Annotated in this window: 12 protein-coding genes; 8 read left to right on the top strand and 4 right to left on the bottom strand. The window is 66.4% G+C overall.

The annotated features are described in order from the left end of the window. Positions 1-8 precede the first annotated feature (8 nt). The 3 genes from srlE (at position 9) to ptsP (ending at position 3,554) form a co-directional block, all read left to right on the top strand. Entirely contained in the window at positions 9-1,013 is a 1,005-nt protein-coding gene (srlE, locus tag JG746_RS07810) for a PTS glucitol/sorbitol transporter subunit IIB (RefSeq protein ID WP_202357619.1), read from the top strand. 26 nt (positions 1,014-1,039) lie between these two features. Then, entirely contained in the window at positions 1,040-1,420 is a 381-nt protein-coding gene (locus JG746_RS07815; protein WP_202357620.1) for a PTS glucitol/sorbitol transporter subunit IIA, read from the top strand. Between the two features lie 157 nt (positions 1,421-1,577). After that, positions 1,578-3,554 (top strand): phosphoenolpyruvate--protein phosphotransferase, encoded by a 1,977-nt coding sequence (gene ptsP / locus JG746_RS07820; protein WP_202357621.1) that lies wholly within the window; start codon positions 1,578-1,580, stop codon positions 3,552-3,554. 23 nt (positions 3,555-3,577) lie between these two features. Here ptsP and JG746_RS07825 read toward each other — a convergent pair whose 3' ends face one another. Continuing rightward, a complete protein-coding gene (locus tag JG746_RS07825) occupies positions 3,578-4,372 on the bottom strand; it encodes a hypothetical protein (RefSeq protein ID WP_202357622.1) in 795 nt (264 codons plus the stop codon). Between the two features lie 156 nt (positions 4,373-4,528). Here JG746_RS07825 and JG746_RS07830 point away from each other — a divergent pair, with 156 nt between their 5' ends. Then, the gene (locus JG746_RS07830; RefSeq protein WP_244730696.1) at positions 4,529-5,554 is read left to right on the top strand and encodes a sugar-binding transcriptional regulator; all 1,026 of its coding nucleotides are present in this window, start codon (positions 4,529-4,531) and stop codon (positions 5,552-5,554) included. On the opposite strand, the gene JG746_RS07835 is transcribed toward JG746_RS07830, so the two are convergent. The 3 genes from JG746_RS07835 to JG746_RS07845 are packed head-to-tail and all read right to left on the bottom strand — an operon-like array spanning position 5,541 to position 8,722. Beyond that, the gene (locus JG746_RS07835) at positions 5,541-6,392 is read right to left on the bottom strand and encodes a TIGR01459 family HAD-type hydrolase (protein ID WP_202357623.1); all 852 of its coding nucleotides are present in this window, start codon (positions 6,390-6,392) and stop codon (positions 5,541-5,543) included. The genes JG746_RS07830 and JG746_RS07835 overlap by 14 nt on opposite strands. Further along, positions 6,389-7,663 (bottom strand): FGGY-family carbohydrate kinase, encoded by a 1,275-nt coding sequence (locus JG746_RS07840; protein ID WP_202357624.1) that lies wholly within the window; start codon positions 7,661-7,663, stop codon positions 6,389-6,391. The genes JG746_RS07835 and JG746_RS07840 overlap by 4 nt, the downstream gene beginning before the upstream one ends. Before the next feature lie 15 nt (positions 7,664-7,678). Beyond that, the gene (locus tag JG746_RS07845; RefSeq protein WP_202357625.1) at positions 7,679-8,722 is read right to left on the bottom strand and encodes a class II aldolase; all 1,044 of its coding nucleotides are present in this window, start codon (positions 8,720-8,722) and stop codon (positions 7,679-7,681) included. 182 nt (positions 8,723-8,904) lie between these two features. On the opposite strand from JG746_RS07845, the gene JG746_RS07850 reads away from it, so the two are divergent. From JG746_RS07850 to JG746_RS07865, 4 genes are read left to right on the top strand one after another with little or no spacing between them, the layout of a single operon-like run. Further along, positions 8,905-9,687, top strand: coding sequence for a DeoR/GlpR family DNA-binding transcription regulator (locus JG746_RS07850; RefSeq protein WP_202357626.1), 783 nt, complete (start codon positions 8,905-8,907; stop codon positions 9,685-9,687). Beyond that, positions 9,684-11,063: a carbohydrate kinase gene (locus JG746_RS07855; protein ID WP_202357627.1), complete on the top strand. Its 1,380-nt coding sequence runs from the start codon at positions 9,684-9,686 to the stop codon at positions 11,061-11,063. Before JG746_RS07850 ends, JG746_RS07855 begins: the two co-directional genes overlap by 4 nt. Further along, on the top strand, positions 11,060-12,604 hold the full coding sequence (locus JG746_RS07860; RefSeq protein WP_202357628.1) for a sugar ABC transporter ATP-binding protein: 1,545 nt from the start codon (positions 11,060-11,062) through the stop codon (positions 12,602-12,604). The genes JG746_RS07855 and JG746_RS07860 overlap by 4 nt, the downstream gene beginning before the upstream one ends. Continuing rightward, a complete protein-coding gene (locus JG746_RS07865) occupies positions 12,601-13,593 on the top strand; it encodes an ABC transporter permease subunit (protein ID WP_202357629.1) in 993 nt (330 codons plus the stop codon). The genes JG746_RS07860 and JG746_RS07865 overlap by 4 nt, the downstream gene beginning before the upstream one ends.

Genomic DNA, 13,593 nt, shown 5'->3' on the forward strand with positions numbered 1-13,593 from the left:
AGGACATCATGGCCAAGACATTCAAAGCCGTTAAGATCTCCCGGGGCAACACAGGCTGGGGCGGCCCGCTCGTCATCGAGCCGACCAGCCAGCGCGACAAGGTCGTCTCCGTCACCGGCGGCGGCATCCATCCCGTGGCCCAGCTTATCGCCGACATGACCGGCGCCACGGCCGTCGACGGTTTCAAGGCGCCGCCGGTCGAAGGCGAGATGGCGGTGGTCGTCGTCGACTGCGGCGGCACCGCACGCTGCGGCGTCTATCCGCGCAAGCGCATCCCGACCGTCAATCTGACGCCGGTCGGCCAGGCTGGGCCGCTCGCCCAGTTCATCACCGAGGACATCTACGTTTCGGGCGTGAAGCCGGCCAACGTCACAATGGCGGACGGATCCGAGGCGGTCACCACTGCGGGGGGAGCAGCATCGATGAGTTCAAACAACAACACCGCAGCCGCTGCACCACAGCCGCTGCCGAGCGAAGGCGGGCTGATCGGCCTGATCAGCTCGATCGGCCGCGTCATGGGCCGGGTGGTTGGCATCTTCTTCAATGCCGGCCGCCGCACGATCGACCAGGTGGTGCGCAACGTGCTGCCGTTCATGGCCTTCGTGACCATGCTCATCGGCCTGATCCTCTATACCGGCATCGGTGACGTGCTCGCCCAGCCGATGGGACCGCTGGCCAACAACATTGTCGGCCTGCTGATCATCTCGGCCATTTGCGGCCTGCCGTTCCTGTCGCCTATCCTCGGGCCAGGCGCCGTCATCGCGCAGGTCATCGGCGTGGCCATCATCGGTCCGCAGATCGCCAATGGCACGATTTCGCCGGCAATGGCCCTGCCGGCGCTGTTTGCCTACAATACCCAGGTGGGCTGCGACTTCGTCCCCGTCGGCCTGGCGCTCGGTGAAGCCAAGCCGAAGACGATCGAAATCGGCGTTCCGGCGGTGCTCATCAGCCGCCAGATCATGGGCCCGGTCTCGGTGCTGATCGCCTGGGTCGTCAGCCTGATCGTGTTTTAAGGAAAGTTGAAAATGAGGTTCGCCACATGACGGTTCTGTTGAGAACACGGGTCACTTCCATCGGGCCCGAAGTGGCGGATCTTGCCGAAGGGGGCGTGGTCATCCTGTTTGCGGATGGCTCGCCGCCGGAGCTTGCCGAGGTTTCGGTGCTCCACAAGACGGAGCTCGGACCCAGCGACGGCGCGCCCCAGAAAGGCGCGTCGATCACCCTTGGTCCGGTTTCCGCTGTCATAACCGCCGTCGGCTCCAACGCGTGGAGCAAGGTGCTCGAGATGGGCCACGTCGTCATCTCGTTCAACGGCGCCACCGAGGCCGAGAGGCCGGGCGAAATATGTGCGTCGCAGGTCGATGCCCAGGCGCTCGTGGCCGCCCTGAAGACGGATGCGATCATCACCATCGCCGGCTGAAGCATCCGCGCCGCAACCATCTGGTTTTGGCTCCAGAGCAATTCCAGGAAAAGTGTGAAACGGTTTTCCGTCCGGAATTGCGTTAGAACAAAGAGTTAGAGCAATTCGTCGTTTCCGAGAAACGACGAATTGCTCTAGAAAAAGCAGAGTATTTGCCATGGAACGCTCGACCATCGTCAGAGTGCATGAAGGTTTGCACGCCCGTCCCGCCACGCGGTTCGTCAAGCTCGCCAAGGGCTTCGAATCCGATGTCGAGCTGGTCAAGGACGGCAAGGCGGTCAGCGCCAAGAGTTCCGTCAAGCTGATGCTGCTGGCGGTCAAGGAAAACCAGGAAGTCACCGTGCGGGCCAACGGCGCCGACGCCATCGAGGCGATCGAAGCGCTGATCGGCTATCTGGAAAACCCCAAGGCGGGTCTCGACGACGAAGCCGAGCCGCAGAGCCCGGCCAATGATGCCGGCCAGGCGGCACCCGCACCGGCGTCTGTGCCGGCCGCGCCAGGCGAAGCGAACGGCTTGCGCGGTGTCGCCGCAAGCGAGGGCGTCGCGATCGGGCCGGCCTTCGCGCATTTCCCGCCTGACATCGCCGGGCAGGGCCGCATGCTGCAGGCCGAAGAAATCGCTGGCGAGATCGATAGGTTCCGCGCCGCCGTTGCTGCCGTCCAGGCGCGCATGGACCGGGCCTTGGCGCAGGACAGCCTGTCGGCCGGCGACCGAGGCATCGTCGCGGCCCTCAGGGATATCGCCGCCGACGACAGCCTGACCGGCGAGGCCGAGAAGGCGATCAAGGGCGGCAACGATGCGGTCTCGGCCGTCATCACCGCAGCCGCCACCATCGCCGCCGATTTCAGCGCCGTCGACGATCACTATCTCAATGCGCGGGCGGATGATGTCCATGCCGTCGGCCGGCAGATCTGCCTGGTGCTGCTCGGCCAGGACGACGTCAGCCTCGAAAGCATTCCCGAAGGGGCCATTCTGATCGCCGACGATATCGGCGCCTGGGATCTGGCGCGTGCGCCGCTGAAGCGCATTGGCGGGGTGATCTGCGGCCATGGCGGCGCCACCTCGCACATTGCCATCATCGCCCGCTCGCACGGCATTCCGGCGGTGCTGGGCCTTGGCGAGCAGATCAACGCCTTGCGTGCCGCGCGCGACGTGGCGCTCGACGGCAACAGCGGTCATGTGATCATCGACCCGGACGAGGCGACGCGTGCCGAATACGCCGGCCGCGTCGAGGCGGCCGCCAAGGAGCGCGCCGGCCTGACCGCCTTCAAGACAGTGACGCCGAAACGCGCCGACGGCAAGCTGATCGAGGTTGCGGCCAATATCGGCTCACTGGAAGAAATCGAGGCGGCGCAGGAAGCGGGCGCCATGGGCGTCGGCCTGTTCCGCACCGAGCTCCTGTTCATGCGCCATATGCATCTTCCCTCGGAGGACATGCAGGCCGAGACCTATGCGGCGCTGGCCAAGGCCTTCGCGCCCTATCCGGTCATTGTGCGCACGCTCGACATCGGCGGCGACAAGCCGATCGCCGGGATCGAGTTTCCCGACGAGGAGAACCCCTTTCTCGGCTGGCGCGGCATCCGCATGTGCCTCGACCGGCCCGATATCTTCAAGCGCCAGCTCAGGGCGCTGCTGAGGGCGGCCGTGCACGGCAACATCAAGGTGATGCTGCCGATGGTGTCCGATATTTCCGAAGTCACGCGCACCCGCGCACTGGTCGATGAATGCGCCGCCGAACTCAAGGCCGAAGGCGTGCCTTACGCGACATTCGATCTCGGCGTGATGATCGAAACGCCGGCTGCCGTGCTGATCGCCCCGGCATTGGCGAAAGAGGTGGCCTTCTTCTCGATCGGCACCAACGACCTGACCCAGTACATCATGGCCGCCGACCGGCTCAACCCGACCGTGGCCAAGCTCAACGACGTCACCAATCCGGCGGTCATGTCGGCGATCGAGATGACCGCCAAAGCCGGCGTCGCCGCCGGCATCATGGTGGGCATGTGCGGTGAGGCTGCCGGACGCCCGGAGCTGATCCCGGCCTTCATCGAGATGGGACTGACCGAGCTTTCGATGAGCCCGGCCTCGATCCAGCGCGCCAAAAAAACGATCACAGCCATGACGGCCGGAGACTAGATCCCCGCGACAGCTGCTGGAGCTTACGGCAAGTGGGCAAGCAAGGTGGCAAAGACTGGCGTCAGTTCCTCGACCGGGCTTGCCTTGGCGCAGGCCTGCACGATGCGGTCGTGACGGATATCGGCAGCCAGGATCGCGATCTCCAGCATGTCCGGCTCCGGCGCGCCGTCGCGGCCGGTTGTCGCCAGGCCGCAGGCCAGAACCACCGGCGCCAGGCAGCTTACGTCGAGCGCTCTCTCGCCGGCCATTTCCGGCGCGGCTTCGCCAAAGCGCACCGGACGCTGGCTGAGCAACTCGACCAGCAGCGCCGCGCAGGTGGCCGCGATTGCCTGCAGTCCAGTATCCGGGGCGGTCAGCGCGGCCAGCAGGTCGCCATGGCGCTTGCGCATCGTGGCATGCGCGGCGGCGAAATCGGCCTCATGAATGCGGGCATTGTCGATCTTCAGCCCGGCGAGAACCGCCTTCGTCAGATAGTACATGTCGCGCCGGAACAGGCGCTCGGCACTCAACTGCTGGTCTTCGTTTCCGGCCGGGAAATAGGTGCCGAGGCCTTTCACGGTCGTGCCGTCCACCTTGATCGGGCGCTCGTGCGGGACAAAGGATTCGGCGATCGACAGCGCTTCATCGACGGCGCTGGCGGCATGGCTGAGCAGGCCTTCGATGCCCTTGCCCGGAAACGGCGGCAGATGGCTGGTCGCTTCGCGCAACACGCTGGCGTCACCGGTGCCGTCATGACGGCTTTGCCGGATGATGTCGCGGACTTCCCGCAACCGGTCCTTCAAATTGACGCGCACGTCTTCGGAGATTTGTCGGAGCATCGCGGTCTGCCTCGAAAGTGGCTTGCAGGGCGGCCGGCAAGGGCCCGTCGCCGACTCTACATTGTTCCTATCGATTGGTAGATCAATAGGCGATACTAGACCAGCATGCAGAATCGGCGACGGCGCGCTCGTCCGTCGCCGCGGGGGAGGGATGACTTGGCCAGGCGACGACAAACCGAAGAGGGGCGGGCCGAAGGGGGGCGTGCAGGAGCCGAGGCGACCGAGCAGGTCGCCAGTGAAAGCCGGACGGACCGCCTCCGGATTCGCGCTGCCTGGATGTATTTCGTCGAGCAGATGACGCAGAACGAGATCGCCGACGTGCTCGGCGTCGGCCGCGTCACCATCGTGCGCATGCTGGCCGAGGCGCGCTCGCGCAACGAAGTGAAGATCACCATCGAGAGCGAATTGTCGGAGATCGTGCGGCTGGAGCGCGCGCTGGAGCGGACGTTCGGCCTGCAGCAGGCGCTGGTCGCCCCGCTCACCGCGCCCAATGCCGATCCGATCCCGGCAATCAGCGCCAAGACCGGGGCTTTCCTGTCCGACACGATGAAGTCAGGCATGCGCGTCGGCGTCGGCTGGGGCCGGACGCTGTTCTCCAGCCTGCCCTTCATCAGCGCCAAGTCGCTCTCCGATTTCAAGGTCATTTCGCTGCTGGGCGGCGTCGGCGTCGTGCGGCGATACAACCCGGCCGAGTTCGCCTGGCGCTTCGCCCAGATCTTCCAGGGCGACGGCTATCTGATCCCGACGCCGGCCGTCGTCGACAGCGTCGAGACCAAGATCGCGCTGGTCGAGCGCTGCGGCCTGCAGGAGGTTTTCGAAATGGCCAACGTGCTCGATGCGGTTCTGCTGAGCGTCGGCGGCATCGCTTCGGCCACCACCTTCTCTCGCGGAGGGTTCCTCAAGGAAGCGGATCGGGAGGCGCTGCTCGAGCGCGGCGCCGTCGGCGACCTTCTGTTCCATTTCTTCGACCGCAATGGCGATCTGGTCGACCATCCCGTCAACAGCCACGTGATGTCGGTCGAAGTCGACCGCCTGCGCGCGGCCCCGATCCGCATCCTCACCTCGGGCGGCGAGGAGAAGACCGAGGCGCTGCTCGGCGCGATGAGCCTGATCGCGCCGACGATCCTGATCACCGATGAGGAAAGCGCCAAGCGCATGCTCGAGGCGTTCAGCGCAAGCTGAAGGATCCCGTGATGTAGTTGGGCCAGGCCCGGTGCTCGTCGAAAACGGCGGCGAGATCCGGTGTGTCCGCCAATATCCCGCCGAGCACCAGCGCCGTGGCGATGCCGGCGCCGTTGCCGCCCGCTACGTCGTGCTCGACGCTGTCGCCGACGCAGACGACGCTGCCGCGCTCAGGCTCGCCGGCCAGCGCCAGGGCCGCATCGAAGATCGCCGGATAGGGTTTGCCGATGCGCGTGACGCTGCCGCCCAAGCTTTCGTAGAGATCTGCGATCTCGCCGGCGCCGAAGCGGGGGCCGACCGCCGTCAGCATGATCCTGTCGGGATTGGTGCAGAAGCCCGGCACTTTTCGCGCCGCCGCCGGGGCGAGCAGGCGGCGATAGTGGTCAAGGTCGTGGCGGTCGCCTTCGCTGGCCGAGATCAGCACCAGTTCGGCGTCTTCGCCGGCCTGCGTCAGCACGAAAGGCAGGCACTCGATCGCCGTACGGTCGTTGTCGCGGCTGATCAGCAGGCACTTTGTCCCCGGACGCAGCTTTCCCGATTCGGCCATGTCGTTGAAGGATCGCCACGCCACCTCCCCGGAGGAGACAAAATGGTCCCAGCTTCCGGCGGCGAAGCCGAGTTTCAGCAGGCGGTCCTCATTGGGCCTGGCGCGCTTGCCGGAATTGGAGATCAGAACGACTGTCTTGCCGGCACGCTTGAGTGCCGACAAGGCCTCCACCGCGCCGGGATAAGGCGCCTGGCCGTCATGCAGCACGCCGAACTGGTCGAGCAGGAAAACCTGGTAGCGCTCGGCCAGCGGTCCGATGCCGTCGAGGCGTTCGATTGTTTTCGCGCTCATAGCAATCCCGCCTTGCTTGCGCCCTTCAGCGCCAGCCGCGCTGTGCCGGCAGCCGCCTCGTCGGAAAGAGTGGGCAGGAAATCGACGCCGAGCTTGCGTTTCCGGATCGCCGTCCAGGCCGCGTTTGCCGCGCCGCCGCCGACGCTGCGGACCGAAGTCAGCCCAGGCGCGCCGAGTTCGGCCAGCCTGCGGTAGCCGAGCGCCTCGATCGCGGCCATGCCTTCGAACATCGCCTTGAGATAATCGGCATCGTCAGCCGGTCGCGGCGAAAGGCGCGGCGGCAAGGCGGGATCGGCGATCGGGAAGCGTTCGCCTGATGTGCCGAGCGGATAATAGTCGAGCCCGGTCTCTGTCGTGGGGTCGATTGTCGCGCTGAGTTCGATGATCCGCGCCAGTGGAAAATGCTGTGCCAGCACCTTGCCACCCGAATTGGATGCACCGCCGGCCAGCCATGTGTCGCCGAGGCGATGGCTGTAGATGCCGAAGCGTGGCGCGGAAATCGGCCGGTCGGACAGGATCTTGATGGTGAGCGAAGATCCCAGCGCCGTGACGCCGTCGCCGGCTGATGTGGCGCCGGTCGCCAGGAACGAGGCGCAGCCATCCGTGGTGCCGGCGACCACCACCACATCGGGCGATAGGCCGAACAACTCAGCGGCGGCCGCGGTGAGCGTGCCGGTGACATCGCCTGGCTCGACGACATCAGGCAGCAGGTCCATGTTCATGCCGGTGGCCGCGATCCAGTCCGGCCAGCGGCGGGCCTCGACGTCATAGCCTGTCTTCAGCGCATTGTTCTCGTCGCTGACGTGGAAGCGGCCGGTAAGATTTCCAGCAATCCAGTCGGCCTGGTGCAGCACGGCTGCGATGCCGGGCAGATGCTGGAACCGCAACGCCTTGGCGAGGCCTGATGTCGCGCCGTGCGCTGCGCTCGCTTCCGGCGCCTCGCGGGCGATGGCGGCCAGGATGCCGGCGTCGTCGACCTTGTCGTTGTACATCAGCGGTTCGGCCAGCGGCCGCCCGGCGGCGTCGATCGGCAGCAGCGTGCCGGACGTGCCGTCGACGGCGATGGCGCGGACAGCAGTGCGGTCGATGCCCGAAAGCAGTTCCGTCAGAGCTGCCTCGACCGATTGCCGCCATACCGAGGGGGCGCGTGGATCTTGGCCGAATCTGTCGAGCCGAACGGCGGACTGGCCGGCGATCGAAAAATCCGGGCGCATGGCCACGGCGCGCGCGCCCGACGTGCCGATGTCGATGCCGATGACAAGGGGCATCATGTCTTCTGTCCTTTGCTAGCCGCCGGAGGCATTGAGCTTCTGGCGATACTGCTCGGCGTCCCAATTGACCAGTTCGTCGTTCTCGGCGGCGGTGAGATAATTGAGCCGCGCCGCGACATCGACGCGTGCCGTCACATCGGCGAGGCAGCGCTGCATGGCGTCGGCGCCGGCACTGGCGTCGCCGCGCATCAGCACGCCGGCGCCGGGAAACAGGATCGCCATGGGGGCCGCACCGAGGCGCGCGGTGACGCCCGCCGCGTTCTCGCCCGGCTTGGCCACCACCGAGCCCTGGCCGAGGAAGATGACATGGTCGGGATAGAGGCTGCCGGCCCCGGCCATGCGGCGGCTTTGCGGATCGAGCGCGACCGCATGGGCTTCGACATCCACCGGCAATCGGTAGACGCTGCCGTCGGCGAGCGCCGTCAGGGCCGTGATATCGGGCGCTGCAGTCTCGCGCGCCGGCCGTGCCAGCAGCGAGCGGACGCGATGGAGCAGCCGCTCCGCCTCGGCGACGGTCTCGGCGGCGACGACCAGCCCGTGATTGCCAAGGATCAGCACGTCGACACCAGGCCGCAGTTTCTCGGAAATGCCACGGGCGAGCGGCAGGCCCGGCCGGCAATAGGGCACATAGGCCCATTCGATGCCGCCGAGCCGCCTGGCGACCTCGGCTTCGCCGTCGGCCTGCACGGCCAGCGAGATCGTGTCGACGCAGTGCACATGGAGAACCACGCGTTGCGGCATCAAGGCGTGTACCGTGGTTTCGATTGACGGGCGCAGGCCGCGCGGATTGAGTTCGTCGATGGCGAAGGCCTGCGGCTTGTCGGCGGCCGGATCGCGTTGTTCGACCGCCTCGAGCAGCGGCGCCATCGCCACCGGCACCATGATGTCGTCGCTCAGCGCATCCTTCAGCCAGGTGCCGGAGGCCTTGATCCACAGCGTGTCGCCGGCCTTGAGCGAGGTGTTGCCGCCCGCCGCCTGAGTCATATGCGGGTTGAGACCGATGCTGGCTGAAAGCGCCCGCAAGGCTGCCAGTTCCTGCGCGTCAGCTTGGGTTGCCATGGCGCCTTTCCCTCAACGCTTGCCCAAGATCCCGCCTTCGGGACCGGTGTTGGCGCTGATATCGCAGATGCGAGCGACTTACGTCAACAGTGATCTACTATCATCAAAACTGGCTTGCAATCTGACTAATGTTGAGTAAGTTGCACCAACTGCCGTGGAAAATGGCACTTGGGAGGAAAGAGTTGAGCGACTCCGGCCGCCAGCGTCAGATCGTCGAACTGCTGCGGGACCGTCCGTTCGCCTCGGTGCGCGAGCTGCAGGAACGGCTTGGCGTTTCGGCGGCGACGGTCAGGCGCGACATCGACCGGATCGATGAAGCCGGCGAGGCGCGCAAGGTCTATGGCGGCATCTCGGCGCTCGACGGCGCCTCGCATGCCGGTGTCGCCTACGCCCGGCCCTATGACGAGAACCGCGACCTCGCGGTCGAAGCCAAGCGGCAGATCGCGACCATCGCCGCGACCATGGTGCGCGATGGCGATGCGGTCATCGTGCATGGCGGCTCGACCTGCTTTCATCTCGGCGTCAAGCTCGCCGAGCGCAACATCCGGCTCTACACCAATTCGATGCCGCTCGCGGCCTATCTCAGCGACCATGGCCATTGCAGCCTGACCGTTGCCGGCGGCGACCTGCATCGCGAGCCCGGCATCATCCATTCGTCGGCCCAGGCGACGCCCTTCTACGCCTCGAAATTCTTTCTCGGCGCGCAGGGCCTCAATCAGGAAGGCGTGCTGGAATCGCATCCGCTTTTGGTGCGCTCCATTGTCGATCTCAGCCTCTGCGCGGATCAGATCGTGGTGCTGGCCGACAGCCGCAAACTGTCGATCCACGCTCGCAATGTCGCGCTGCCGCTGTCGCGCATCGGCACGCTGATCACCGATGACGGCCTTTCGGATGCCGATGCACGCATGCTCGAGGATGCCGGCGTCATGGTGCGGATCGCGTCCACTTCGGGAGCCGTCCCGTGAAAGTGGCGGTCCTCGATTTCGGCAAGACCAATTCGAAGCTGTTCGTCTTCGGCCAGGACGGACGCATCCTCGACGAGCGCCGCACCCAGCCGAGATGGACGCGCCAGGGCGGCTTCAGCGTGCTCGACGAGGCCGCACTGCATGGCTGGGCGCTCGGTGCCGTCACCGAGGTGGTCGAAAGCCATGGCGTGGAAGGGGTGATGGTGTCGGGCCATGGCTGCACCTTCGCCCTGGTGGACGACGCGGCGCTGACGCATCCGATCCTCGATTACGAGCAGGAGCCGCCGGCCGAAATCGCCGCCCGGATCGATCGCCGCATTCCGGATTTTGCCGAGACGTTCTCGCCGCGCCTGCCGCTCGGCTTCAACTATGGGCGTCACATGCTGTGGCTGCAGGAAGTCGATCCCGACGCGTTCGCGGCGGCGAAATCGATCCTCGGCTATCCCCAGTACTGGAGCTGGCGCCTCGGTGGCCGACCCGTCTCGGAAGTATCCTACCTCGGCTGCCATTCGCATTTGTGGGCGCCGCGCAAACGCGACTTTTCCTCGTTGGTCGATGCCGAGGGGTGGCGCGGCCAGATGCCGGCCTTCGCGCGCGCCGGCACCGTGATCGGCGAGCGGCAACTTGGCGGCGCGGCGCGGCCGATCGCCATCCACAATGGCGTCCACGACTCCAATGCGGCGCTCCATGCCTATCGCCGCCAGGAGCTTGGCCGGCTGACCGTGGTGTCGACCGGCACGTGGGTCGTCGTGCTCAATCCCGATTGCCCGCTGGACGTGCTCGACCGTGACCGCGACATGCTGGTCAATGTCGATGTCGATGGCGGCCCGGTACCGACCATCCGCTTCATGGGCGGGCGCGAATTCGCCGCCATCAGCGGCGGCTGGCAAGGCGCGATCCCGCATGGCGCGGTCCAGCAAGCGATCGACGCCGGCATCATGGCGCTGCCGAGCTTCGCGCCGGGCGGACCGATGCCGGACCGTCCCGGCCAGCTGGTCGGGCGCACGCCAGATGCCGCAGAACGCGCCGCGGCAGCGCTGCTCTATGTGGCGCTGATGGTCGATCTCTGCCTTGACCTCATCCATTCGCAAGACACCGTCATCGTCGATGGCGGGCTGAACACTGGCGGCCTGCTTGCCGGGCTGCTGGCTGAGCTGCGTCCGGGCCAGGCCTTCCTGCAAGGCGCCACGCTGGAGGGCAGCGCCACGGGGGCGGCGGCGCTCGCCTTCGAGAGCGTCGGGCGCGACTTCGCCGCCGAGACGCCGGAGCCGGTACAGGCGACGCGCTTCACTGGTTTCGCCGGCTATCGCAACGTCTGGCGCGATCGCGTTGCCGGGCAGGACGCCGCCGTCAAAACGGCAAGAGGTGCGCGATGACCGCGACCGCTGAGACGCAGAGGGCGGGCCAGCCGGTGCTGGAGATGCGTCACATCTCCAAGACGTTCGGGGCGATCCGCGCGTTGCAGGATGTCTCACTCACCGTCCATGCCGGCGAGCTGCACGCGCTGATGGGCGAGAACGGCGCCGGCAAGTCGACGCTGATGAAGGTCCTGTCGGGCGCCTATCGGCCGGATACCGGCGGCGAAATCCTGATCGACGGCGTGCCCGCCGCGACCGGTGATCCGATCAAGGCGCGCGCCGCAGGCATCGCGGTTATCTATCAGGAGCTGTCGCTGGCGCCCAATCTGACGGTGGCGCAGAACATCTTCCTTGGCAACGAACCGCGCCGCTTCGGTATTGTCGACCGCGATCAGTGCAATCGGCGGGCGAACGAAATCATTGCGCGGCTCGGTGTCTCCTTCTCGGCACGTGCGCTGGTCTCCAGCCTGTCGCTCGGCGAGCGCCAGCTGGTCGAGATTGCGCGCGCGCTGTCGACCAATGCGCGCATCATCGTCATGGACGAGCCGACGACGTCGCTGACGTCGCGCGAGACCGACAGCCTGTTCGAGGTGATCGCGACGCTGAAGGCGCAAGGCATCGCCATCATCTACATCAGCCATCGCATGGAAGAGGTCTACCAGCTCGCCGACCGGGTCAGCGTGCTGCGCGACAGCGGCTATGTCGGCACGCTGGAGCGCGCCGACCTCAACGCCTCGCGGCTGGTTTCGATGATGGTCGGCCGCGATCTCTCCGCCTTCTACAAGAAGGATCATCGTCCGCCGGACGCCAAGCGCGCCATCGCACTCTCGGTGCGCGGCATGTCCGACGGACGCCTGCTGAAAAACTGCTCGTTCGACCTGCACAAGGGCGAGGTGCTGGCCCTCTCTGGTCTCGTCGGTTCAGGCCGCACCGAGCTTGCCCGACTGATCTTCGGCGCTGACAGGCGCAGCGCCGGCACGCTGGAACTCGACGGCAAACCGATTTCCATTGGCTCGCCGCGCGAGGCGCTCGACGCGGGCATCGCCTACCTGACCGAGGATCGCAAGGAACTCGGCCTGTTCCTCGACATGTCGATTTCCGACAACATCAGCATGGGCGTGCTGGCCAGGGACGCGCGGACCGGTGGATTGCGCGACTTCAGCGCCGCCGAAAGGCGTGCGGCAAAGGCGATCGCGGACCTGTCTATCCGCACCCGCTCGGCGCAGGCCAATGCCGGCTCGCTGTCGGGCGGCAACCAGCAGAAGGTGCTGCTCGCCCGGCTGCTGGAGACGGAGCCGAAGGTCGTCATCCTCGACGAGCCGACGCGCGGCGTCGATGTCGGCGCCAAGTCGGAAATCTACCGGCTGATCGACAACCTCGCCAACCGGGGCATCGCCATCCTGATGATCTCCAGCGAATTGCCCGAGGTGATCGGCGTAGCCGACCGCGTGCTGGTCATGCGCGACGGCACTATCGCGGGCGAGGTGACGGCATCCGGAGGCGAGCCGCTGCGGCAGGAGGCGATCATGGAACTTGCGACGGGAGCGGCCCAGGGATGACCGACAGAACGACGACGAGCGTGGATCAGGCGACGGTCAGGAGCCGGCGGCTGCGCACAGCCTTCGCCGCACTTGGCATGCTGCCGGTGCTGGTGCTGCTGGCGGCGGGCTTCCAGTTCATCAATCCCCGCTTCCTCACCGAGACCAACCTGCTCATCGTCACGCAGCAATCGTCGATCAACATCGTGCTCGCCGCCGGCATGACCTTCGTCATCCTGACGGGCGGCATCGACCTGTCGGTCGGCTCCATCCTCGCCGCCTCGGCGATGGTGGCGGTAATGGTGTCTCTGGTGCCGGACTGGGGCCTGCTCGGCGTGCCGGCAGCCATCCTCGTCGGCCTCGGCTTCGGTCTCGTGAACGGGCTCCTCGTCGCCTATATCAGGTTGCCGCCCTTCATCGTCACCCTGGGGTCGCTGACGGCCGTGCGCGGCATTGCCCGCCTGCTCGGCCAGGACACCACCGTGTTCAATTCGGACCTGCCGTTCGACTTCATCGGCAATGGCTCGCTGTTCGGGATTCCCTGGCTGGTCGTCATCGCGCTGTCGGTGGTCGTTTTGTCCTGGCTGGTGCTCAAGCGCACGGTGCTCGGCACCTGGATCTACGCCGTCGGCGGCAATGCCGAGGCGGCGCGGCTGACCGGCATCAAGGTGCCGCTGGTGCTGCTTTTCGTCTATGGCGTGTCCGGCCTGCTCGCCGGCCTCGGCGGCGCCATGTCGGCGGCAAGGCTATACGCCGCCAACGGCCTGCAGCTCGGCCAGTCCTACGAGCTCGACGCCATCGCCGCCGTCATCCTCGGCGGCACCAGCTTCGTCGGCGGCGTCGGCTCGATCTGGGGCACGCTGATCGGCGGCCTGATCATCGCGGTTCTGTCCAACGGGCTCATCTTGGCCGGCGTTTCGGACATCTGGCAGTACATCATCAAGGGATTGGTCATCATCGTGGCGGTCGCCCTCGACCGCTACCGGCTCCAGGCAGGGGCGAGAACGTGA

The organism is Mesorhizobium sp. 113-3-3, assembly GCF_016756495.1.
GTDB lineage: Bacteria > Pseudomonadota > Alphaproteobacteria > Rhizobiales > Rhizobiaceae > Mesorhizobium.